This window comes from Pseudomonas sp. Q1-7 (genome assembly GCF_028010285.1).
GTDB lineage: Bacteria > Pseudomonadota > Gammaproteobacteria > Pseudomonadales > Pseudomonadaceae > Metapseudomonas.
The window spans coordinates 5,453,379-5,476,660 of record NZ_CP116304.1 but is presented as its reverse complement, the minus strand read 5'-3'; the positions used below and the strand labels follow the sequence as shown (position 1 = coordinate 5,476,660).

Here is a 23,282-nt window from a genome sequence, read left to right as displayed (position 1 = left end):
TCTTGCGTATGACTAGGCTTTTAAAGCGGCTTGTCCACAAAGTTTTGTCTGTGGTAATGGCTTTCGTAAGCCGATTGCACAGGCTTTTCTTGCGGAAGTGGCACGCGCGTCAATGGAAAAGCTGCCATTCACATATCTTCATCTCGTGCTGGTTAAAGTCGACGGAGTCCGTTCACGAAGCGCTTATTGCATTAGAAAGAACCCTTGTCAGAAAGGGAGTTAGGGTGACCTTTGTCACTGATGCTCCAGCTCTTGTTAATTTGCGGAGTCTGGATGTCGTTCACACTGGGTTCTTTGTAAGTTCGCCGAAGCGCTATTGTGCACCGGCTCCTGATGTTGCTGGTCGCTGGCTTTCAATTATCCTGAACTATGAGCGTTTTTGGCTGGCATCTTCCGGGAGAGCGTTACCCAAGCTGGAGAGGCATAGGGAAACAGTCTGCGATGGCTATCATTACTGGTTTGATATTCTGAAGAAGAGTCGGCCTTCAATAATGCTGGTTTGGGGCAGCACCGCTCCGTTGAGTCGGTTGCATTTGAAACTATGTAGTGAGTTGTCCATTCCGACAGTTATTCTTGAAAGGGGGCACTTCTCTGGAACCCTCATGGTGGACATTGTCGGGCAGTTCGCATTTGGAGGTTTTGGGCTTCAACCCCAACGAGCCTTATCCATTCCATGTGATGGTGGGATAGAGTCAAGCTCTCGCTATTCCGAATGGGTCAAGAGGAGTTCCGTGCTGCCTTACGCATCTTATAACGTCGACGCTATTTCAGGGTTGAGAGAGGTAATAGAGAATACGGATAAAAAGGTTGTTCTTTTTATCGGCATAAATGATCTTGGGGCTGGTTGCAGCCTTTCGTCTTTTGGTTCCTCGATAGAGGTGGCTAATCCTTTTGCATCGACACGCTCAGGATTAATGTCAGTCATCGAGGCGATGGGGGTTGTCGCGCCGACGGATATTCTGGTTTTTAAGCCGCATCCATCCGATCGTGGATCTTATGAAGATCTTCTATCTGATAACTTCTACCTTGCTAAAGATGTAAACATCAATTTTCTCATAGAGAATTCAGATGTTTGTGTTTCTCTTTCAACGACTGCCTTGGCTAGAGTAGTGGCCAGCGAGAAGCCGGTAGTCACGCTTGGCTTCACCGAATTGAGCCTCAGAGATATTGCGTACGAATGCCGAACGTCTCTGGATGTCCCTACTATGCTGCGCGCAGCCCTTTATCATGATGGTTTTTCCGGGCGCGTGGAGAACGGACGTGCGTACATCGGTACGTTGTTCGAGAATTATCTCGTTGCGTTCGACAAGAATACCCCGTGTCGGTTTAATATGGAGGACTTGTCCGATTTCATCGTCGAGAGAGTAAGGCATTACGAGTGAGTCGGCCCAGGGGCGGATTACTTCTTATTTCTTTGCCATGGCTCATGTACTGGAATATTTGAGGAGTGAATATGGTGACGAAGGGCATTGTGTGGCACCAAGGAATTGTGGCGCGAAACGAGCGAGAGGCATTGTTGGGGCAAACTGGTGTGACAATCTGGCTGACCGGTTTGAGTGCCTCTGGAAAATCGACTTTAGCGTTCGCCTTGGAGCGTCGACTGCTGTCGGAGGGGAAAGCTTGCTTTACTCTTGATGGAGATAATGTTCGGCATGGCCTGAACAGGAATCTGGGGTTCTCCAGTGAAGACCGTTCCGAGAATATCAGAAGGGTTGCTGAAGTATCCCGGCTGATGAATGAGGCCGGGTTGATAGTTATTGTTGCTTTGATTTCGCCCTTGCGATCCGACCGGGCCATGGCGAAGGAAATTATCGGTGTTGAACACTTCCGAGAAGTGTACATTAGTACACCACTTGAGGCCTGCGAGGCCAGGGATCCGAAGGGGCTATACGTACGCGCAAGGGCGGGGGAGCTCGCTGAGTTCACGGGGATATCCTCTCCCTACGAGCATCCGACTTCGCCTGAGCTGATAATTAATACGCTTGAAACATGTGTTGATAGTGCTCTAGATCAACTATGCGGGGTAATCATGAGAAAGTAGCTCAGGACTGCGAATCTCTTATTTTTGTTTAGTACTTGATTCAGCAATCAGCGATTCGATGCTACTGCAAATGGTCACATTTTTGTCGCTGAAGTACTCTGGCCAATCCTTGAACTCGCTCCACGCGCTCAGGAACACAAAGTCCAATCCGGCGTCGTCAGCGCACTGATGATCAAACCGGCTGTCTCCTAGAAATACTGCTGGTTTCGGGATATTTCCTCGCGCGATTTCTCTTGCTAAAATGACGTCTTTTGGCGTGGGGCTGCCAAAGATGCCTCCATCAAAGTAACCGATCAAGCCTCGCATCGTGAAGATTTCTCTGAGTTCGTTCTCGTCGCCCCCCGATACGATTAGCCAGCGGCTCTCTGGGGTAACTTCGCGCAATTCATGAAGGCCAGAGGCGATTTCGCAGTTGAGAAGACCATCCCGGACAAATGTTGCATAGTTTTCAAGGGCAATACTCAGGTCGCGATCCCATGATGTCTTATGTAGTATCTCGCTGAAAAAATACTCAAATTTTCGATATCGAGATATTCCGCCATTTGCCACATGGAACTCCACGAGTTTCTGAGCTGGAGCCTCTCCATAGTTAACGGCCGCCCGATAGAATGCATCGGTTTTTATTCTGTTGGAATCTAGCACCACTCCGTCGCAATCAAATATGAAAGATTTGTAATCAGTATTCGAAGTCATGGTCGTTTTCCTTCATGAACTGCCGCTTCGGCGCGCAATACGTCGCCTGGGTTATCAACGGCGATTGAACTAGTCGAAAGCTCAATCATCCTTACTTCCCAGCCCAGCTCCAGAAAGCGAAGAATTTCTATGTCTTCTATGTTCTCCAAGGGGGTCTTGTGCTTTTGTGCGCTAAAATCTTCAAGGGCTTTGCGAGGGAACGCGTAGACGCATACCTGACGATAGCCTGAGATAAATTTATTGTCTTTAGATCCTGGAATTGTCGCCCGAGACATATAGAGTAGGCGTCCGTCGGGGCGGATTACGACTTTTGGAGTGCTTGTGCTTCTGAACTGCTCTTCCTCTAGAATGGGGCAGAAGCCGTTAAGTACATCACCTGGATAGTCATTGAGACTGTCGATAATGGTTCTCAGGTCTTCTGGGTTGAAAAGGGGTTCGTCGCCCTGAACATTGATGAACACCTTGGAGTCGATCAACTCTGCGCATTCGGCGACTCGGTCCGTTCCCGTGAGACAATCTTTCGACGTCATTAGTACCTGGATGTCATGTGCTTGGCAGACAGTCCTGATTCTTTCGTCGTCGGTTGCGACGAAGATCCTCTCTGGAGGGCAGGCCTTCGCGCACTGTTTATAAGTTCTTATGATCATCGGAACTCCACATATCTCTATAAGTGGCTTTCCAGGAAGACGGCTCGAATCATATCGAGCCGGAATGATAACGCTAAAATCTTGATTTTTCTTCAATCTGGAACTCTCCATGGGATTATGGGGGTATGTTACACCTCCCTCGATATGTCTGGCTATGGCTTCGTTGGTCTGCGCGGCGGTGTGCTATTCGCTCGCTCCATTGAATCTTATTTAACTAGGATTTCCTGTGTCTTAGTTTGTTCTCGGAGGTCGCGTCTTCTTGTCTTCTTTGTAGGGGGGCTTGGTGAAGTACTGTGGTTTCTATTGCGCAGTGTCGCTCGGCTTATCAAGAGACAACGGGTATGTTTAAATGCGACACTATATCAGATGAGTATGGGTCGCTCTTCCGGGGTAGAGCATCGTTGGTTGCTATTCGGAGCGGATGCTTCCCTGGCCTTCTGATATTCCTGGAAGTACGTCGCGCGTGGTGTGAGGCCTAAGCCTCTCTTTTTGATCGGTGGGTTTTTTGATGCTACGTGTCGAGTGATTGGGCAGAGGTCTTCGGGTAGTGAGTCCGGTGGTGGTGAGGAGTGACTCGTTCAGTTGAGGTTGAGTCCACGTATTGTCCACTCACTCCACTTTGAGGTGTTGCTTGCAGCACTGTCTGTGGGCTATTGGTTTAACGAGCAGGGGAAGGTTATGAGAAAGAAATTACTGGCGGCCGTGGTCACAGGTGCGCTGTTTGGCTTACAAGGGTGCGGCGAAGAGCCAGAGTCGGGTAAGGTCGGCGTCAGTGCGCTTTCGCTAACTGAAAAGGACGTGGTCGTCGCAGTGGGTGCTCCCGTGCTGAAGCGCGTTGTCAAGCGGGCGGGGGAATGCGCAATCAGTCGCTACAAGTTCTCTCGCGATGTTGTTGGCATGACATTGGAGTTCAACTGTGGCCGCACCAATATCTCTTGGCACAAGGCTGAGGGAGGGTCGACTGCGCAAGCTCAAGTTGGCGAGAATCTCGCTCGGCGCGCACTGGCGGCGCTAACGGGCACCGGCGGTGGCGAAGTGGATGCTGCTTTGATGGGGGAGATTTTTCGCTCCAAGAGTCTCGCTCAAGGCCTGAAGCTAAGTGGCTCTTGTAAGTCCAGCGTCTGCCTTCTCACCGTCTCGGGGGCGGTTGCCAGGGATCCCCAAGTTACGAAGGCTGGCAATTGATTGGCGGTGCAGAAAGGGTAAGGACCTGGGCGGCAGATGATGCCGGCCAGGTTCACTGCTCTTTAGAGCGAGTGGGTCGTAGGATGTCGCCGTGTGGTTACGTGGTGCGTCTGCTAGTGATGGGGGAGGATGCACTTTGCGTACAAGGACGATCCCCGCGCCAATCGTCACATCCACGAACCCTTGCGCCTGGCAGCTCGGCTTGTTCTGTCTCAGGCCGCGTGATTGGTGTGGCGGGGCGACGGTCTTCATAGGCAGCTCCTCCGATGGCGACCCAGATTGCCTGCCAGGGGGAATGGTTTTGAATAAATGTCGGAACTTACCTAAGGATGGTCTGAAATAGCCCCGTATTTCTGATTGGCTTCAACGCCCGCTGATTCTTGATTCTGTTGAAAAAGTAGGTTCAGCGGCAGCCGGCCGGTCGGATGTGCCTGCTGTCGAAGTGGCTGGAAGCCACTTCAAGTTGACTTTCGGCGTTTCACTGAGCTTCCTTGCCCAGGTCTGAGGGTTATTTCGTAAGCGCTCCATAAATCCCGTCCGCCTGGACGGGGTTTGTTTTCAGGACGCTGGGACAGAAGCTGGCGAGCAGTTCCACGGCAGCAGTGCTTCGTAATCCTCAACGCTGCTGGCGGTTGGCAGGCGTTCGAGGATGTGGCGCAGCCAGGCGTAAGGCTCCTGGCCATTGGCCTTGGCGGTTTCGATCAGGCTGTAGACCTGCGCGCTGGCCGTGGCGCCCTTGGGCGTGTCGCTGAACAGCCAGTTCTTGCGGCCGATGACGAACGGGCGGATGGCGTTCTCGGTGCGGTTGTTGTCGATCGGCAGATGTCCACCTTCGACGTAGCGCACCAGCCGACTCCAGTTGCTGGCCAGGTAGTTCACCGCCTTGCCCAGGGCCGTCTGCCCGGCGACCTGCGGCTGGGTCTTGTCCAGCCAGGCCTTGAGCTGGTCGAGCAGTGGCTGGCTGCGTTGCTGACGGGCGGTCAGGCGTTCGCTGTCGTTGGCCTCTTTCAGGTCACGCTCGATGCCGTAGAGCTTGTTGATCAGGTTCAGCGCCATGTCGGCCCGGCCGGTTTTGCCCTTGGGCTGCACCTTCTGCGCTTCGACGAACTTGCGCCGCGCATGTGCCCAGCAGCCCAGGCGTTCGATGCCCTCCTGCATGGCCACGGCGTTGTAGCCGGCGTAGTCGTCGGTCATCAGGTAGCCGCGATAGCCGTCGAGCAGGCGCAGCGGCACCTCCTGCGCACGGCTGGTGGTGTAGTCGAAGAGGATCACCGGTCTGTCCGGTGGCCCACCGCTTTGCACCCACATCCAGGACTGCGCGCTAGGATCGCGACCCGGTTCGTGCAGCACCTGCAGACGGGTCTCGTCGCGGTGCAGCATCGGGTGCTCCAGCAGCTTGTCGCGCAGCAGGTTGAGCAGCGGTTGCAGGTGCTCGCCGGACTGGATCACCCAGCGCGCCAGGGTCTGCCGCGGGATGTCGACGCCGTGGCAGCTGAGCATCTTTTCGAAGCGGTACAGCGGGATGCCGTCGGCGTACTTGGTGGTCAGCAGCATCGCCAGCACGCTGGGGCTGGCCAGGCTCTTCTCGATCAGTTGTGCCGGCTTGTCGGCGGTGATCGGCGCGGCTTCGCAGACCTTGCAGGCATAGGTCTTGCGGATATGCCGGAGCACCCGCACCTGCATTGGGATGATCTCCAACTGCTCGCTGGTTTCTTCGCCGATGACCTGTTTGCAGGCGCCGCAGGCGCAAGTCAGTTCATGCTCGGGTAGCTCATGGATGACTTCCACGTGCGGCAGGTTGGCCGGCAGCGGCTTGCGTTTGCCACGACGCTTGACCGGCGCAACGACTTCTTCGGCTTCGCTTGGCGCGGCGGCCGGCTCTTCGATCAGCTCTTCGGCCTCGTTGAACATGGCCAATTGCGGCGAGTCGGCGTCTTCGGGGCTGCGCTCGGATTTGGGTGAGAACAGTTTGTGGCGCAGCAGGGCGACCTGTTCCTGTAATTGCAGAACCAACGCCTTGAGCAGGATGGGATCGTCGGGAAGGTTGTCGGCGCCAGATTTCATGGCGCCGGATTATACCGGCTCAGGCCACGAAGCGCGGCGTCAGTACCTGGTGCGGCCGGTTACGCCACAGGTCGATGCCGTCGAGCAGCCAGTTCAACTCATCGACAGTCAGTTCGATGGCCTCGTCGCCAGCATCGGGCTTGGTCTTGAAACGCTCGGCTTCCAGGCACTTGAGCCACAGGAAGAAGCCATTGCGCTCCCAATAGAGGATCTTGACCTGGCTACGGGTGCGATTGAGGAACACGAACAGCACCGGGTTGAACACTTCCACCTTGATGTCCAGTTCAACCAGGGCGGCCAGGCCGTTGATGGATTTGCGAAAGTCGACGGGCTTGGGGTAGAGGTAGACCTTCTGCACCTTGGCGTCGGGACGCATCATGGTGGTGAGCTCCAGTGAAAACGGGAGCTTAGCATCCAATGATCAGCAGGCTATGGGCAGGTGGGGTTTATGGAGCGGATACGAGCGATCTTGCGGAATGCGGTATTGGGGCAGCACTTCGCTTTCAGCGGGCAGCTGGCGCAGACGGTTTGGCTGGAGCGGTAGATGATGGTGTTGGCCTTGGTCACCCGCGATCTTTGCTGGGTGAAGGTGCGCCATGCACTGCGCAGCGGTTTACCGGCTGGGCAGCGGTATTCATTGGCCTCCTGATTCCAGTGGAAGTCATTACTGGAGAGGCTGTCGTCCTTGCGTTCGGTCTTGTCCCACACCGGCACATGCGGCTCGATGTTCTTCTCTTCGACCATCCAGGCCAGCATCGGCGCAGTGCCATAGGCGGTGTTGCCGATGAGGCGTTCCGGTGTGAGGTCGAACTGCGCTTCGACACGCTCAACCATCGTCCTGGTCGAATCGACCTCGGCGGTACGATGCGCCGGAGTCGCTTCCACATCCATGATCACGCCGTGCGCGGTGTCGATCAGGTAGTTGGTGGAGTAGGCAAAGTAAGCCGGGCCGCCTGGCGCTGCTGTCCAACGAGACAGCGGATCGGTGAGTGAATTCAGCCAAAGCCTTTTCATCAAGGGCTTTGAGGTACTCGCGTACGGGGCGGCTGCTGAGCTTTGGATCACTCCAATCGACTTCATCTCCCGCCACCCCACGTTGCCGGCTGGCATCCGCCTTGATGATGCTGGCGTCGACGGCGAAGCCTTCGCCCTTGACCCGGCCGGCCGCAATGCAGCGTCGCAGCACCTCATTGAACAACCAGCGGAACAGGCCGCTGTCACGGAAGCGGCCGTGGCGATTCTTCGAGAAGGTCAAGTGATTGGGGACTTCATCCTCCGACCCAACCGGCAGAACCAACGGTAGGCCAGGTTGAGGTGCACTTCTTCGCATAGCCGTCGTTCGGAGCGGATGCCATAGCAGTAGCCGACGATCAGCATGCGCACCATCAACTCCGGGTCAATCGAGGCTCGCCCGATGGGACTATAGAAATCCGCCAGGTGGGCGCCCAGGTCACTGAGATCCAGGCACTGGTCGATGCTGCGCAGGAGGTGTTGGGGCGGGACATGCTCTTCCAAGTTGAACGAGTAGAACAGCCGCTGCTGTCCTCCCGGTAACTGTCCCATCATGCTGTTCGCCACCGCGCTCGCTGACAGCGCAATTCTGCCGGCGTCTCGGGGTGGCAGCTACTTTTTAAACAGAATCTCTTGAAAGCGGTCAAACGTTCTCAAGTATCCAGACCACCCGCTTTTCCCCAAGTTGTTTACCGTCGTGAGCACCGCGCCTCGGCCATTTCCCGCATTACAGGCGCACTGCTCCCGCGCTGGCCGGCAAATGCCGGCGCGCCATCCACGGGGTTGACAGGGCAACCAGCGTCGCCATTTGCGGGGCATTCTTGGCCAGCGCCTTCGAGCATCACAACGAAGAACATCCGCACCTAGCGCGGGCGATTAACATTGTTCGGGGGATTGATTGCTCGAAAGTGCTCCAGCCGTGACCGTTATCCTTGTTGTGTTGGAGTGGAAGGCCCCAAGACGGTCAGGGAAAGCGGTCCGGCGGGAGGGGCGTCTGGATGTACAGCATTAGCGATCCAATGCGATCGCAGTGAACGCCGGCTTCCCGCCCCTGGCTTTGCATCTGGTTCAGTGCTGCCTGCTGCCGCTGGTGCAGGCGCACCGAGAGGGTTGTCGGTTGTCACTGGACGCATGCTGGCCCTGAGCTAGCTTTATGGCAGAGCTAGCGGCAGCAGGATGCCTCTATGGATAGATATTTCGTGCTGCCGTTCTGGCTGGCGGGGCAGCACTTGGCGGTGAGCCTGGACAGTGTCGTCCGTGTGCTCCCGGCTTTGGCGTGGACGCCGCTCCCCGGTGCGCCTGATACGGTATCCGGGCTGGTCAACGTGCGTGGGCAGGTGTTGCCCGTGGTGGACCTTGCACGACGTTTTGCCTGGCCTTCGGCCGCTCCCGCCCTGTGGCAACCCTACCTCTGGCTGAAAACCCGGCAGCGTGAACTGGTGGTGCCCGTGGAAGCCGTGGAGGCAGCCACCGCTTGCGCCGCCGAGGACTTCTCTCCCGCGCCCCATCCGCAAGTACCGTCGACCATCCTCAAGGGCGTGGTTCGCACGGCCGAAGGGCTGCTGTTGATCCAGGATGTCGAGCAGGTCTTGTCCGATGCCGATGAGGAGTGCCTGGCAGTGGCCCTTGCGCAGGCAGGGAGCCACGATGGAAACGATTGAGAGCCTCTGCTCGGCGCGCGTACTGGGGGTGCTCCTCAACAAGGCCCATCAGCACTTCGGGCAGGATTTCTCCGGGGCGCGAGCCAGCGAACTGATTCGCCGCCTGAAGCTGCTGGCGCTGGAACGGGACGAAGGCGACCTGCAGCTCTGGTTGGAGACGCTCGCCTTTGCCGAGTGGGACGACCCCCTGATCCAGGCGCTGACGCCGGTGTTCTCCGTTGGCGAAACCTATTTTCGCCGTGATTCCGAGGCCCTCGACTGGGTGGCCCGCCAGCACCTGGCGCCGTTGATCGCGCGTCGCCGGCAGGAAGGGCGGCGGCGTTTGCGTATCTGGAGCGCCGCCTGCTGCACCGGCGAAGAGGCCTACAGCGTACTGTTCCTCCTTGATGACTTGCTGGGCGGCGAGCGCGCCAGTTGGACGGTCGAGTTGCTGGCCAGCGACCTCAATGCCAGTTTCCTGCAGCGTGCCGAGCTCGGCAGTTATGGACAGAACGCCTTTCGTCGCAACGAACACGACTTCCGCCGCCACTATTTCGAGGCGGACGGCCGACGGTGGCGAGTGCGGCCGCCGTGGCGGGGGCGGATCCGTTTCTTCCAGCACAATCTGGTGCAAGGGGAACTGCCCAACGCCACCCAGGGACTCGCGGAGGTCGACCTGATCCTCTGCCGCAATGTGCTGATGTACTTCTCGCCAGAGCAGGCAGCCGGTGCCCTGCGCCGCCTGCTTGCGAGCCTGGCGGCGGACGGGCTCCTGTTGCTCAGCGCAGTGGAGGCCGGCATCGCCACCCAGGCGGGGCTCAATGGTTTCTGGGCCGGCAGCAATTACGCACTGGTACCCGGCAGCCGGCGCCCGGCACTTCGGACGGCCGTGGCACCGCCGCCAGTGGCGCGTGTGGAACCGGCCCCGCGCCGGACGCCGAAACCGCCTCCACCCGCGCCACGGCCAATCGAGCAGAACGTGGCGGCGCCTGCTCCCCTCTCACCACCGCCTTTGGCCAGCAACTGCGACCGGCATTGGCAGCAGGCCAGGGAGGCACTGTCCCACGGGCATCACCCGCAGGCCCAGCAGGCACTGCTGGACTACCTCGCCTGCCCCGGCCTTGGCCAGGCTCAGAAACGCGATGCTTGCCTGCTGATGGCACGTAGCTGGGCGAACCAGCAGCGCGCGGACGATGCGGAAACCTGGCTGCAGCGTGCCCTGGCGCTGGATCCGACATCGGCGGTGGCCTACTGGCTGACTGCAATGCTGGCGCAGCAAGTTGGCGCGGAACAGGCGGCGCTGACGGCGCTGCAGAAGGCGCTCTACCTGGAGCCGGACTTCATCCTGGCGCACTTTTACCAGGCCCGGTTGCTGCGCCTGCGCGGCCAACTGGCGGCCAGTGACAAGGCCCTGCGCAATTGCATGCAACTGCTCGGCCGGCGGGCGCCGGATGACCTGGTGAGCGAAGGCGATGGCCTGAGTTGCGCGCAGCTCCTGCGCCTGTGCGAGCAACTGAAGGAGGCACGACACTGATGGCCGGAGGGAGCATGGGCAACTGGGCTGAGATCCATCAGCGCCTGGCGGATTTCGAGCGGCGGATCGAGGACGGCTTTGCCGTCAGCGCCGAGGAGCGCCAGGCTCGTCTGGAGACACGCAGCCGCGAGTGGGCGCGGACCAGTCCGCAGGACGCGGACGACGCCTGGCTGGAAGTGCTGAGCTTCAACCTCAGCTCGGAAATCTATGCGGTGGAGGCCTGCCATGTGTCGGCAGTGCTGCCGTTGCCGCAGTTCACTGCGCTGCCGGGCACGCCACCGTTCGTGCTGGGCATCGTCAACGTACGCGGGCACATCGTCTCGGTACTGGACCTGCGGGTGTTCTTCGAGTTGCCCATTGAGGGGCTTTCCGACAAGAACTTCCTGGCAGTGTTGCGGGGGCCGGAGATGGAGTTCGGCCTGCTGATCGACCGCGTGCGGGGCATTGTGCGTATACCGCGCGCAAGCCTGCAGGCCGGGCTGGCGAATCTGACCGGAGTACGCGCGAGTTATCTGTTGGGGGTCACCCCCGATCAGTGGACGGTGTTGGATGGCGCACGGCTGCTGGGCGACCCCAGCCTTCGCATTACTGCCGACGAGTAGGTACAAGGAGGAACGACCATGCTGGGCAATGTCATGAACCTGCGGATCGGTAACAAGCTGATGCTGGCCTTCGGCGTATTGATCCTGGGTTTCGGTTCGCTGCTGTTCGTCACCCTGGAGAGCTTCTCCGACCTGCAGACACTGGAAGAGCAGCAGTTCAAGCGCCGTTATGCGCGGATCTCCGACGTGAAGGAGCTGATGCTCACCCTCACCCTGCAGCGCATCGCGGTGCTGCAGTCGCTGCAGGACGGCTCGACAAGAGGCCAGGAAGACAACCTGCGCGACAACGCCGCGAACAACGACAAGGTACTGGAGCGCCTGCGAGAGGCTGTGGTCGACGACCAGACGACCGTCGATCTGCTCGACCAGGTGAAGGTATTGCGTGCCGACTACCGGCGCGTGCGCGACGACGAGGTGCTGCCGCTGATCGACAGCGGCAGGGTCGAAGAGGCGCGCAATCTGATCGAAGGTCCGCAGAAGCAGCGGCTGGAGAAGATCTACGCGCTGGGACAACAGCTGGTGGAGAAGACCGACGAGCGCATCCATGCCGGCATCGAACAGTCGAGCCAGACCCTGGAGGCCATGCGCGAGCGGATTTTCCTGATGGCCCTGGGCCTGGTGCTGGTGACCGGCTTGCTCGCCTGGCTGCTCAGCCGGCATATCGCCCAGCCGCTGGCGCGCCTTACCGGCTGGGCCGAGCAGATTGGCCGGGGCGAGATACCCAGGGAAATCTCCAACAGTGATCGCCAGGATGAGGTAGGCCGCCTGTCCGTGGCCTTCGTCAGCATGAGTCGTTACCTGCGCGAATTGGTGCAGGAACTGAACGAAGGCATATCGGTGCTGGCCACCGCCAGTGAGGAAATCCTCGCGGTGACCACGCAAGTGGCCTCGGGCACCCAGGAAACCGCCACGGCGATCAGCGAGATCGCCACCACGGTGGAGGAGGTCAAGCAGACGGCAGTCCTTTCCGGCGGCAAGTCCCAGGCGGTGACCGACAGTGCCGAGCGCACCCGCCAGGTGGCGCAGGCCGGTCGCCAGGCGGTGGAGGAAGCCCTGAAGGGCATGGGGCAGATCCGCATGCAGATGCAGGCGGTGGCGGAGAGCGTGATGCGCCTGGGCGAGCAGAGTCAGACCATTGGCGAGATCGTCGCCTCGGTCAACGACCTGGCCGAGCAATCCAACCTGCTGGGGGTGAACGCCTCGATCGAGGCGGTGAAGGCTGGCGAGGCGGGCAAGGGTTTCTCGGTGGTGGCGCAGGAGGTGAAGACCCTGGCCGAGCAGTCCAAGCAGGCCACCGCACAGGTGCGCAGCATCCTCAGCGATATCCAGAAGGCCATGACCAAGGCGGTGCTGCAGGCGGAGGAGGGCAGCAAGTCGGTGGAAGTCGGCTACGAGCGGGCGCAGGCCAGTGGCGAGGCGATCCGCACCCTGAGCGACAGCATCGAGGAATCCAGCGAAATGGCCCTGCAGATCGCGGTGACTAGTCAGCAGCAGATGATCGGCATGGACCAGATCGGCAGTGCCATGGTGAATATCCGCCAGGCTAGCCAGGACAACGTCGGCGGCACCCGCCAGGTCGACCAGGCGGCGCGCAACCTGCACCAGCTGGGCCAGCGGCTCAAGGGCCTGGCCGGTCAGTTCAAGCTGTGAGGCTGCCGTGAGCCTGGATCGGGAAGTCCTCAAACAGCGCCTGCTGGCCAGCTTCCGTGGCGAAGCGGAAGAACGCCTGGCGGTGCTCGCCGATGGTCTGGCCAACTGGCGCGAAGCCACTGCCACGGCGGACTCCGTCGAGTCGCTTTTCCGCGAGGTGCACAGCCTCAAGGGTGCGGCGCGGGCGGCCGGGGTTACGGCCATCGAACAACTCTGCCATGTCTGGGAGAGCCTGCTGGCGGCCGTGCGCCAGGGCCGGCTGAACCTCAGCCCGGAGCGGGTCGAGCTGTGCCGGCGTGCCCTCAAGGCGGTGCAGAAACTGCATGACGGCCAGGTGCTGGACGAGTCGGAACGGCGGCATCTGGTGGACAACCTGGAAGCGGCCGCCCAGGGCGAAGCGATCGAGTTGCCGCAGGAGCAGGTCGAGGTGCCGCAGGGGCCCCATGACCCGGCGACTGTGCGGGTTTCGGCGCAGCGCCTGGACGCGTTGCTGTTCCAGGGGGAAGCCCTGCTGCAGTACAAGCTGGAGGCCCAGGCCCATGCACGCAGCCTGCAGGCCCACATGGCCGCCTTCGACCCGCAGCGTGCCAAGCGCCTGCTCACCAGTGGTGTGCTCAAGCAGTTGCGCGAACGGCTCGAACACCTGCCGCCGGGCACCGAGGAGGCACTCAGGGGCGTCCTCGACTATCTGGATTGGAGCCTGGCGCAGTTGGACCGCCTGCACTTCGGCGCGGTGCGCCTGGCCAAGGCCGGCAACCACCTGGCGCAGGGGCTGGCGCAGTTGTCGGATAGCCTCAACGACGAAATGCAGCGGGTGCTGCTGCTGTCCGGCGTGAGCCTGATGGAAGGGATGCCGGCGATGGTCCAGGACCTCGCCAGCCAGGCCGGCAAGCGTGTCGCGTTCGAGGTCCGCGGTGAAAGCCTGCAGATCGACAAACGCATCCTCGACGAGTTGCGTACGGTGCTGACCCACCTGCTGCGCAATGCCATCGACCATGGGGTGGAAGCACCGGACCTGCGCAATCGCGTGGGCAAGGACCCGGTTGGCCGCCTGCAGGTGGAACTGCTGCAGGAGTCGGCGGACCGCTTCGAGCTGCGGGTGAGCGACGACGGCGGCGGGCTCGACCTCGACCGCCTGAAGGCCAGGGCGGTATCCAGTGGCCTGCTTGGCCGGGAGGAGGCCGAGGGGCTGTCGGACGCGGAGGCCTGCAAGCTGATCTTTGCCTCTGGTCTTTCCACCAGCACCCTCATCACCGACCTGTCCGGGCGCGGCCTGGGCATGGCCATCGTGCAGGAAACGGTGGAGCGGCTCGGCGGGCGCATCGAACTGGAGTCCCGTGCCGGCAAGGGCGCCTGTTTCCACCTGCATCTGCCGCTCAGCCTGTCGACATTCCGCGCGGTGATCGTGCGCGACGCGGAACGGGTGTTCGCCGTTCCGGCGCTGGCGGTCGAGCGCTGCCTGCGCCTGCCGTCGAGTGCCATGAAGAACCTGGAGAACCGCCCTTCGGTCACGGTCGACGACGAAGTCATGCCGCTCTGGACCCTGGCCGAAGTGCTCGGCCTGGGAGCGGTGGCGCAGAGCGGGGACATCCTGACCTTGCTGTTGCTCAAGGTTCGCGGCGAGCGCTTCGTGCTGCTGGTGGAGGAGCTGCTGGGGGACCAGGAAATCATCGTCAAGGGCCTCGGCCAGCAACTGGTGCGGGTGCGCAACCTGCTCGGCGCCACGGTGCTGGGTGACGGCCAACTGGTGCCCATCCTGCATCCCGCCGACCTCTACCGCAGTGCGCTGGAAACCCGTGATTCGAGCTTCAGCCAGCAGGAGCGGGCCCGTACCAGCGTGGCCGTGCAGCGCCTGCTGATCGCTGAGGACTCCTTCACCTCGCGGGGGCTGCTCAAGGCCATCCTCGAGGGCGCCGGCTACCAGGTCGCCACTGCCAACGACGGCCTGGAGGCCTGGAATGCCTTGAAGCAGGGCCAGTTCGACCTGCTGGTGTCGGACGTGGAAATGCCACGGCTGGACGGCTTCACGTTGACCAGCCGGATTCGCGCCGACCGCGAGCTCGCCGGCCTGCCGGTGGTGCTGGTGACCGCGTTGCACTCGGCCGAGGACCGTGCACGTGGGCTGGAGGCGGGAGCCAATGCCTATCTGGTGAAGAGCGGATTCGACCAGGAAAGTCTGCTGGACGCGATTCGCCGGTTGATCTGAGGTGCGCGGTCCATTGGGGGGCCGGTGCAAAGAGTGAGGTGGGGCTATGCGTGTACTGATAGTCGACGACTCGGTGGTGGCACGCATGCTGCTGCGCGCGGTGTTCGAGGGGGAGGGCTATCTGGTGCGGGAGGCCGGCTCCGGGGATGATGCGTTGAAGGTGTTGCTGGGGTTCACGCCCGATATCGTCACCATGGATGTGCACATGCCCGGCATGGACGGCTACGAAACCACCGAGCGCATCCTCGAACGCTATCCGCTTCCGGTGGTGGTGCTGACCGCCAGCGCCAACGCCTATGCGGCGGCCACCGCCATGCGTGCCCTGGAGGCCGGAGCCCTGGCGGTGCTGGAGAAACCGTCCGGCCCCGATGCGGCGGATTTCGACGAACGCGTGGCTGAAGTCCTGCGGACCCTGCGCAGCATGGCCCAGGTGAAAATCGTGCGGCGCCCGCGCAAAGGCAGCGGCGAAGGGCCCAGGCAGCAGACCATCTCGCAGCTGGTGGCGCATACCGCGCAACTGTCGCCGAAGATCGTCGCCATCGCCGCTTCGGCAGGTGGCCCGGCGGCGCTCAAGAGCCTGCTGGAGCGGCTGCAGCCGCCGCAGCCCTGGCCGCTGGTGCTGGTTCAGCACATCGCGGCCGGTTTCCTGCCGAGTTTCCGCCAGTGGCTGGAAACCCTCACACACTTGCCGGTGCTGATCGCCGAGGACGGCCAGGTACTGGCCCCGGGGCAGCTCTATCTCGCGCCGGACGGCCATCATCTGGGCGTCGCCAGCGACCTCCGGGTGGCCCTCGACGGTGGACCGCCGGAGGAACTGGTGCGGCCGTCGGCCAACTTCATGTTCCGCTCCGTGGCCCGCCAGTTCGGCAGGCGGGCCATCGGCATCCAGCTGTCCGGAATGGGACGCGATGGTGCCCAGGGGCTGGCCGAGCTGCATCGCGGCGGTGCCCTGACGCTGGTACAGGAGCCGGCCAGCGCCATGATCGACTCGATGCCGCAGGCCGCCATCGGCCTGCAGGCGGCTCGCCAGGTACTGACGCCGGACGCGATGGCGGCCGTGCTCAATCTGATTGCTGAACGTGTGGCGTCGAAGGGCGCATGAGGGGAGGGATAACCATGTACGCCGATGCGGACATCCTGGTGGTGGAGGACAGCCCGACGCAGGCCACCGAGTTGCAGTACATGCTGGAATCCGTTGGTTGCAAGGTGCGGGTCGCCCGGAACGGCGTCGAAGCACTGGCGCGCATTGCCGAGCAGCGTCCGACCATCGTCATCAGCGACATCGTCATGCCGGAAATGGACGGCTACGAGCTGTGCCGCCAGCTCAAGAGTTCTGCCCAGACCCAGAACATCCCGGTCATCCTGGTCACCTCCCTGGCCGATGCCCGCGACGTGGTCCACGGACTGGCGTCGGGGGCCGATAACTTCATCGTCAAGCCGTTCGACGAGAAGTACCTGATGTCGCGCATCCGCTACTTCCTGGTCAACCTGGAGCTGCGCACCCACGAGCGGGTGCAGATGGGCGTGGAAGTGGTGCTGGAAGGGGAGCGGCATTTCATCACCGCCGGGCGCCAGCAGATCCTCGACCTGTTGATTTCCACCTACGAACAGGGGGTGCGCCTGAATCATGAGCTGCAGCTCAAGCACGACGAGCTGGCCCGCAGCAACTCGCTGCTCAATTGCCTGTTCCATTTCACCAGCGGCCTGACCGACGCCCAGAGCGAGCAACATGTAATCGATGCCGCGCTGCGGCGCATCCTGGAGTTCCCCGATGCGGAGGCGGCCTGGCTGCTGATGGCCGATGCCCCGGAGCCCAGCGAGCCGACCCGCGTGGCCGGGACGCGAGCGCGCGGGCGGGCATTCGGCCTGGAGATGCTGTCGGCCTGCGCGCGCAACTGCCCATGCCGGCATGCCTGGATCAGCGACGGCATGAGCCAGCCGTGCAACTTCGAAGGTTGTCCCGCTCTGGTCGAACTGTCCGGCACGCCGGTGCATGCCAGCATTCCGTTGGTCTTGGGAGGGGAGATCATCGGCATGCTCAACGTGGTGCAGGGCGACGCCAGGGCCTGGAGCGACGAGGCGCTCAACGCGCTGGCCTCGATCGGCCGGCAACTGGCGATGGCGCTGGGCCGGGTGCGTCTGTTCGAGAGCATGGAGAAGCTGGTGGAGCAGCGCACCGAGGCGCTGGCGAAGAGCGAAGCCTTGCTGCGCAACGTACTGGACAGCCTGCCGGTGGGCGTACTGGTGTCCGACCCCCAGGGCCGGCTGATCATGAGCAACCCTGAAAGCAGCCTGATCTGGGGCGGTGCGCATCCCATCGGGGAGGAGAGCGACCGTCAGTACCGCGGCCGGTGGGCCGACAGCGACGAACCGATCAGGCCGGACGACTGGTCGGTGATGCGCGCGGTCAAGCAGGGGCTGGTGTCGCGCAATGAGATGATCGACATCCAGACCTTTACGGGCAGGCACAAGACCATCCTCAATTCGGCGGTGCCCATCCTTGACCGCAACGAGGCGATCCAGGGCGCGATCGTGGTCTTCCAGGACATCACCGAGCAGCGCCGCCGGGATCTGGAAATACGCATCCGCACCCGTGCGGTCGAGGCCAGCGTGAATGCCGTGGTGATTACCGACAACGAGCAGCCCGACCAGCCCATCGTCTACGTGAACCCGGCCTTCGAGCGCATCACCGGCTACTCGGCCGAGGAAGTGATCGGCCGCAATTGCCGGTTCCTCCAGGGCGAGGACCGCGATCAGCCGAGCCTCGACAATATCCGCCGGCTGCTGCACGCGCAGGAGGAGGGGGGCGCGCTGCTGCGCAACTACCGCAAGGACGGCTCGGCGTTCTGGAACGATCTGAAGGTGGCCCCGGTGGTGAATGATCGGGGCAAGGTCAGCCACTTCGTCGGCATCCTTCACGACATCACCGAAGCCAAGCGCTACCAGGAAGAGCTGGAGCACCAGGCCAACCACGACAGCCTCACCGGCCTGCCGAATCGCAACCTGCTCAACGACCGCATCAGCCAGGCTATCGCCCAGGCTGCGCGCAAGCACGGCAGTTTCACCCTGGCGTTCATGGATATCGACCGCTTCAAGGTGGTCAACGACAGCCTCGGCCACAACGCCGGCGACCAGTTGCTGATCCAGGTGGCGGAACGATTGCGCGACCGGGTGCGGGAGATCGATACGGTGGCGCGCCTCGGCGGTGACGAGTTTGTCATCCTGCTGACCGATACCGACCAGCTCGGCGAGCAGGTGTCGTGGCTGGAGCGCCTCAAGCAGAGCATCGCCGCGCCGGTGATGCTGGGTGAGCACGAAATGGTGGTGAGCTGCAGCATCGGCTTCTGTTGCTACCCCAGCGACGGTCGCGATGCCGGTACCCTGCTGCGCAATGCCGACACGGCGATGTACCAGGCCAAGCACCAGGGGCGCAATCGCATCTGTGCCTTCATGCCGGAGATGAACCAGCAGGTGCAGATGCGCCTGTCGGTGGAACGGGAAACCCGCCTGGGCCTGCAGAACCACGAGTTCATGGTGGTCTATCAACCGCAACTGGACCTGCAGAATGGCCGGTTGTGCGGCTTCGAAGCCCTGGTGCGCTGGAACCGTGGCGGCAAGGTCGTGAGCCCCAACGAGTTCATTCCCCTGGCGGAGGAGACTGGCTGGATCGTCTCGATCGATTTCTACGTGTTCGAAATGGTCTGCAAGCAGTTGGCCATCTGGCGTCGTGTGTTCAACCACGGCCTGAGCGTGGCGGTGAACTTCTCCGCAATCAGCTTTGCCGAGACCGATTTCACCGAGCGGGTGCTCGGCATCCTCAAGATGCACGGGATCTCGCCGCGCTGGATCAAGATCGAACTGACCGAGAATATCCTCATGACCAACGCCGATGACGCCTTGCAGAAGATGCGCGCGCTCTGCGACGAAGGCATCCGCTTCTCCATCGACGATTTCGGCACGGGTTACTCCTCGCTCGGTTACCTGAAGCGCTTCCCCTTCAGCCAGTTGAAGATCGACCGCAGCTTCGTCACCGATGTGCTGACCGAGCCCGACAGCGCTTCGCTGGCGCGCTCGATGATCTCGATCGGCCACAACCTGGGCATCAAGGTGATCGCCGAAGGCGTGGAGCAGGTTGAGCAATTGGGTTTTCTGCGAGCCGCCGGCTGTGACGAGTTGCAGGGTTATTACTACTCGCCACCCCTGCCACCCCAGGCGTGCATACAGTTCCTGCAGGACGGCGCGGCGCTCTCGTTGCCGGCGAATATCATCGACGGCAACGAGCGCTACCTGCTGATCGTCGACGACGAGCCGGGCATTCTCAATGCACTGAAGCGGACGCTACGGCTGGAGAACTATCGGATTCTCACCGCCAGTAGTAGTGCCGAGGCGATGAGCCTGCTGGCGACCCATGGTGTGGATGTGGTGCTGACCGACCTGCGTCTTACCGACACGAACGGCGTGGAGTTCCTGCGTCGGCTGAAGGTGATCTTCCCTGATGTGATCCGTATGGTGCTCAGTGGCTCCACGGAGGTCAGCAGCATCCTCAAGTCGGTGAACGAAGGCGTGATCTACCGCTTCATCACCAAGCCCTGGGACCCGGACGACCTGCGCATTCAATTGCGCGAGGCCTTCCAGCAGCGGGAGCTGCACCGGGAGATCAAGCGCATGCGCCAGCAGATCGCCCTGGCCCAGGGGTGATTTGCATGTTTTTCCTGTGGGGGCGATTTCAATCACTATTTGCCAGCGTTCATTTGCCTGACACGGCCTGTTTCGCGGGTAAATAAACGAATGGGGGCGCCCCGGCCGCGGCCCTCTCGTATACCGAGAACGACGTCGTTTTACCTATTCGTCTTGCCCATCTCGACGAGTCAGCGTGTCGACTTCGCGATTACCGCAGCCCAGAAACGACTTAGGCCCGCATCGCTGCGGGCCTAAGTCGTTGTCGCATATGGTGCCGGCACCAGGAGTCGAACCCGGGACCTACTGATTACAAGTCAGTTGCTCTACCAGCTGAGCTATACCGGCCAAGAGGGCCGCCATTATAGCGATTGGGCGTAGGGAGTAAACCTCCGCGAGAGCAGGTGTGGAGTGGATTGCGCATCAGCGGCTCGATGCTTATGCACAAAGATGATTTTTCTGGGACGATCGTGCTTGGATTTTGTGCGTTATGTCACTGAATTCGGCAACCTGCTGTTTTTATTGGCCTTTCATGGGGTGTCCAAAAAACATCCAGCCGTCGTGTGATGCGCAGGGCAAGGCCTTTCGTGGAGTTGCCCAGATTTCATCAACAAAGTTATCCACAGGATCTGTGGGTAAGCTCAGCGTTCGGCCAGGAGCAGGGCATTGCGCGGGGTGAGGTGGGTCGGACAGAAGCTGCCGAGCCTCACTTGATATCCCTGCTCTTCGAGGTACAGGGCACGGTCCAGCAGCAGCCAGAGTTCCAGGGGGCGACGGAACAGGCTGCGGGGCAGCTCCAGGTTGCGCACGGCGGCAAGGCGCTGCCAGCCCTCGGTTTCCAGCGCCCGCCAGTCCTGCGTTGGTGGTTCGGGGAGCGCCTTGAGGGTGCAAAGGTCCCGGCAATAGTCGACGAAGGGCTTTGCCAGCCAACTGGCGGGCAGGGAGGGTACCGGCAGGTAGCGGTCTTCGCCGCGCAGCTCCCGCTGCAGCAGGTCGAAGGCCAGACGGCGCGCCATGGATTGGTCGCGCTGGCGGCGAACTCGGGTGCCGGCGGTGACGGTTTCGCTGAGCGGCAGGCGCAGGTCGGCACGGCTCAGCTGCAGGGCGGAGGCCCGGGCTGCCTGGGAGAGTGGCTGGTAGTCAGGGGTCTGAATGCGGTTGTAGCAGCAGGGGGCCACGGCCAGTTGGCGGCAACCGGCGCAACTGGCCAGTTCGAGCAGGCGCACGTGCAGGTCGCCGCAGGCGTGCAGGGCGACCGCTGTGTGGGCTGCGGTGAGGTGTCGGAAAGCATCGGTGGCCAGGGCATCCTGCTCGCGGTGGGTGGCACAGAGTCCCAGGCGCTGGCTGAGCTGCTGGCCAGCGACGACCAGTTGCGGGTCCAGCTCGATGCAGGTGAGCGGCGTACCGTCATGGGCCAGTCGGCGCCCCAGGTGACCCTTTCCGGAGCACCAGTCCAGCCAGTGATCCGGTGCCTGGCGAAAACTCAGGCGGCTGGCGAAGGCGTCGATCTGCTGCCACTTGCGCCCGGGAACGTCGACGGTGAAGGCGTTCGCCACCGGCTCGCTGCGTGTGGCGGGCAGCTCGCCGAGGTGGCTGAGTTCGGTGGCGCGGGCTGCAAGCTGCGGATAGGGCGCTGGGGCCTGCAGTGTTTCGGGGTGATTGTGGATGGCGTCCGCATCCGCCAGGGTGCGGCCGCGCAGCCACGTGGCCAGCTCGGAGTGCTGGCGTTCCCAGGGTAAATCCCGTTCGGTGAAGGGCACGGGACGCCAGACGTCCTGGTGTGCGCAGAGGAAGTCGTCGAGGGCGGCGAAGCGTTCCCGCAAGTGCGGGCCATGGAGGGGCGCGGGGCTGGTCATGCTGGCGAAGCGGCGGGAATCAGGGGCGCCGAGTATAGCGCCACCGGCGCCGCTCCTCATCCGCGGACGAGGAGCGGCAAGGGGCGTCAGCGGCCTTGCAGGGCATCCACCCGCAGTTTGCGCTCCAGCAGGCGGAAAGCCTGGACCAGCACGTAGGTCATCAGCAGATAGAACAGGCCGGCGGCGAAGAAAATCTCTACCGGCAGGTAGGTGCGGGCGATGATGGTCCGTGCCATGCCGGTGAGCTCCAGCAGGGTGACGGTGCTGGCCAGGGCGCTGGCCTTGATCATCAGGATCACTTCGTTGCTGTACGCCGGCAGACCGATGCGCGCCGCGCGCGGCAGGATGATGTAGAACAGCGCCTGGGCGCGCGACATGCCCAGGGCGCGTGCCGCTTCGATTTCGCCAGGCGGCACGGCCTGGATGGCGCCGCGCAGGATCTCGGCGATATAGGCCGCGGTGTGCAGGGTCATGGTAATCACGGCGCACCAGAACGGGTCGCGCAGGTAGGGCCAGAGCGGCCCCTTGCGCACCGCGTCGAACTGGGCCAGGCCGTAGTAGACCAGGAACAGTTGCACCAGCAGCGGCGTGCCACGGAAGAAGAAGATGTAGCCGTAGGGCAGGGCGCGCACGTACCAGTGGCGGGAGGCGCGGGCGATTCCCATGGGAATCGCCAGGATCAGGCCTGCGACGACTGCGATGGCTACCAATTCCAGGGTGAGGACGGCGCCCTCCGCCAGTTGCGGCAGGTATTTGAAGATGACTTCCCAGTTCATGCTGCGCTCCGCTTGAAGCCGCGGCCCGCGCGCTTCTCAAGCCAATGCATGCCGATCATCGCGAGGATGGTCAGGCCCAGGTAGATGAAGGCGGCCACCATATAGAAGGTGAAGGGTTCCTTGCTGGCGGTCACGGCGATCTGGGACCGGCGCATGATCTCTTCGAGGCCGATCACCGACACCAGCGCGGTGTCCTTCATCAGGATCATGAACAGGTTGCCGAGGCCCGGCAGCGCGATGCGCCACATCTGCGGCAGGATCAGGCGCCAGAGGATGCGACCGTTCGACAGGCCCAGGGCCATGCCGGCTTCGCGGTGTCCCTTGGGAATGGCGAGGATGGCGCCGCGGAAGACCTCAGTGGCGTAGGAGCCGAAGCACAGGCCGAGGGCGATGGTGCCTGCGGCAAAGGCGTTGAGTTCCAGGCTGGGGTAACCAAGCCACTCGCCCAGGGCGCGCATCATGTTGACCGTGCCGAAGTAGATCAGCAGGACCCAGAGCAACTCGGGAATCCCGCGCACGATGGTGGAATAGGTGCCACCCAGCCATTGCAGCGGCTTGATGGATGAAGTCCTGGCCAGTGCGCCGAGCAGGCCGAGCACCAGACCCACAGCCAGCGCGGACAGCGCCAGCTTGATGGTCATGAGGGTGCCCGCGGCCAGGGCCGGGCCGAATCCGTGGAGGTCTAGGTTCATGGGAACTC

17 protein-coding genes, 1 tRNA gene and 1 pseudogene are annotated in these 23,282 nt (G+C 61.8%); 10 read left to right on the top strand and 9 right to left on the bottom strand.

Features of this window, described 5'->3' with window-relative positions; genetic code table 11:
* The first annotated feature begins 224 nt into the window (after positions 1-224).
* Both PJW05_RS25210 and cysC read left to right on the top strand, forming a co-directional pair.
* Complete coding sequence (locus tag PJW05_RS25210; protein WP_271409655.1) at positions 225-1,382, top strand: capsular polysaccharide export protein, LipB/KpsS family; 1,158 nt, start codon at positions 225-227, stop codon at positions 1,380-1,382.
* A 71-nt stretch (positions 1,383-1,453) separates the two neighbouring features.
* Complete coding sequence (cysC, locus tag PJW05_RS25205; protein WP_442969196.1) at positions 1,454-2,041, top strand: adenylyl-sulfate kinase; 588 nt, start codon at positions 1,454-1,456, stop codon at positions 2,039-2,041.
* Positions 2,042-2,059: 18 nt separating this feature from the next.
* On the opposite strand, the gene PJW05_RS25200 is transcribed toward cysC, so the two are convergent.
* Positions 2,060-2,734, bottom strand: coding sequence for an HAD family hydrolase (locus PJW05_RS25200; RefSeq protein ID WP_271409653.1), 675 nt, complete (start codon positions 2,732-2,734; stop codon positions 2,060-2,062).
* Entirely contained in the window at positions 2,731-3,492 is a 762-nt protein-coding gene (locus tag PJW05_RS25195; protein WP_271409652.1) for a 3-deoxy-manno-octulosonate cytidylyltransferase, read from the bottom strand. Before PJW05_RS25195 ends, PJW05_RS25200 begins: the two co-directional genes overlap by 4 nt.
* Positions 3,493-3,963: 471 nt before the next feature.
* On the opposite strand from PJW05_RS25195, the gene PJW05_RS25190 reads away from it, so the two are divergent.
* Positions 3,964-4,566 (top strand): hypothetical protein, encoded by a 603-nt coding sequence (locus tag PJW05_RS25190; RefSeq protein WP_271409651.1) that lies wholly within the window; start codon positions 3,964-3,966, stop codon positions 4,564-4,566.
* A gap of 558 nt (positions 4,567-5,124) precedes the next feature.
* Here the strand turns inward: PJW05_RS25190 and tnpC are convergent.
* The 3 genes and pseudogenes from tnpC to PJW05_RS25175 form a co-directional block, all read right to left on the bottom strand.
* Positions 5,125-6,630 (bottom strand): IS66 family transposase, encoded by a 1,506-nt coding sequence (tnpC, locus tag PJW05_RS25185; RefSeq protein ID WP_271409650.1) that lies wholly within the window; start codon positions 6,628-6,630, stop codon positions 5,125-5,127.
* A gap of 19 nt (positions 6,631-6,649) precedes the next feature.
* Entirely contained in the window at positions 6,650-7,009 is a 360-nt protein-coding gene (gene tnpB / locus PJW05_RS25180; RefSeq protein WP_271409649.1) for an IS66 family insertion sequence element accessory protein TnpB, read from the bottom strand.
* Between the two features lie 80 nt (positions 7,010-7,089).
* Positions 7,090-8,196: pseudogene (locus tag PJW05_RS25175) on the bottom strand (transposase); the annotation flags it as partial.
* Positions 8,197-8,825: 629 nt separating this feature from the next.
* Between PJW05_RS25175 and PJW05_RS25165 the strand changes: the two are divergent.
* From PJW05_RS25165 to PJW05_RS25135, 7 genes are read left to right on the top strand one after another with little or no spacing between them, the layout of a single operon-like run.
* Entirely contained in the window at positions 8,826-9,302 is a 477-nt protein-coding gene (locus PJW05_RS25165; RefSeq protein WP_271409648.1) for a chemotaxis protein CheW, read from the top strand.
* Positions 9,289-10,815: a CheR family methyltransferase gene (locus tag PJW05_RS25160; protein WP_271409647.1), complete on the top strand. Its 1,527-nt coding sequence runs from the start codon at positions 9,289-9,291 to the stop codon at positions 10,813-10,815. The genes PJW05_RS25165 and PJW05_RS25160 overlap by 14 nt, the downstream gene beginning before the upstream one ends.
* Before the next feature lie 14 nt (positions 10,816-10,829).
* Positions 10,830-11,417: a chemotaxis protein CheW gene (locus tag PJW05_RS25155; protein ID WP_271409646.1), complete on the top strand. Its 588-nt coding sequence runs from the start codon at positions 10,830-10,832 to the stop codon at positions 11,415-11,417.
* A gap of 18 nt (positions 11,418-11,435) precedes the next feature.
* Entirely contained in the window at positions 11,436-13,067 is a 1,632-nt protein-coding gene (locus PJW05_RS25150; RefSeq protein ID WP_271409645.1) for a methyl-accepting chemotaxis protein, read from the top strand.
* Positions 13,068-13,074: 7 nt separating this feature from the next.
* Positions 13,075-15,273, top strand: a complete 2,199-nt coding sequence (locus PJW05_RS25145) for a hybrid sensor histidine kinase/response regulator (protein WP_271409644.1) — start codon at positions 13,075-13,077, stop codon at positions 15,271-15,273.
* A 46-nt stretch (positions 15,274-15,319) separates the two neighbouring features.
* A complete protein-coding gene (locus tag PJW05_RS25140) occupies positions 15,320-16,375 on the top strand; it encodes a chemotaxis protein CheB (protein WP_271409643.1) in 1,056 nt (351 codons plus the stop codon).
* A 14-nt stretch (positions 16,376-16,389) separates the two neighbouring features.
* Positions 16,390-19,971, top strand: a complete 3,582-nt coding sequence (locus PJW05_RS25135) for an EAL domain-containing protein (protein ID WP_271409642.1) — start codon at positions 16,390-16,392, stop codon at positions 19,969-19,971.
* 251 nt (positions 19,972-20,222) lie between these two features.
* On the opposite strand, the gene PJW05_RS25130 is transcribed toward PJW05_RS25135, so the two are convergent.
* The 4 genes from PJW05_RS25130 to PJW05_RS25115 all read right to left on the bottom strand — a co-directional run bounded on the left by PJW05_RS25130 (position 20,223) and on the right by PJW05_RS25115 (position 23,274).
* Positions 20,223-20,298: transfer RNA gene (locus PJW05_RS25130), tRNA-Thr, on the bottom strand.
* 293 nt (positions 20,299-20,591) lie between these two features.
* A complete protein-coding gene (locus PJW05_RS25125; RefSeq protein ID WP_271409641.1) occupies positions 20,592-21,806 on the bottom strand; it encodes a methyltransferase in 1,215 nt (404 codons plus the stop codon).
* An 86-nt stretch (positions 21,807-21,892) separates the two neighbouring features.
* A complete protein-coding gene (locus tag PJW05_RS25120; RefSeq protein WP_271409640.1) occupies positions 21,893-22,582 on the bottom strand; it encodes an ABC transporter permease in 690 nt (229 codons plus the stop codon).
* Complete coding sequence (locus tag PJW05_RS25115; RefSeq protein ID WP_271409639.1) at positions 22,579-23,274, bottom strand: ABC transporter permease; 696 nt, start codon at positions 23,272-23,274, stop codon at positions 22,579-22,581. The genes PJW05_RS25120 and PJW05_RS25115 overlap by 4 nt, the downstream gene beginning before the upstream one ends.
* Positions 23,275-23,282 lie beyond the last annotated feature (8 nt).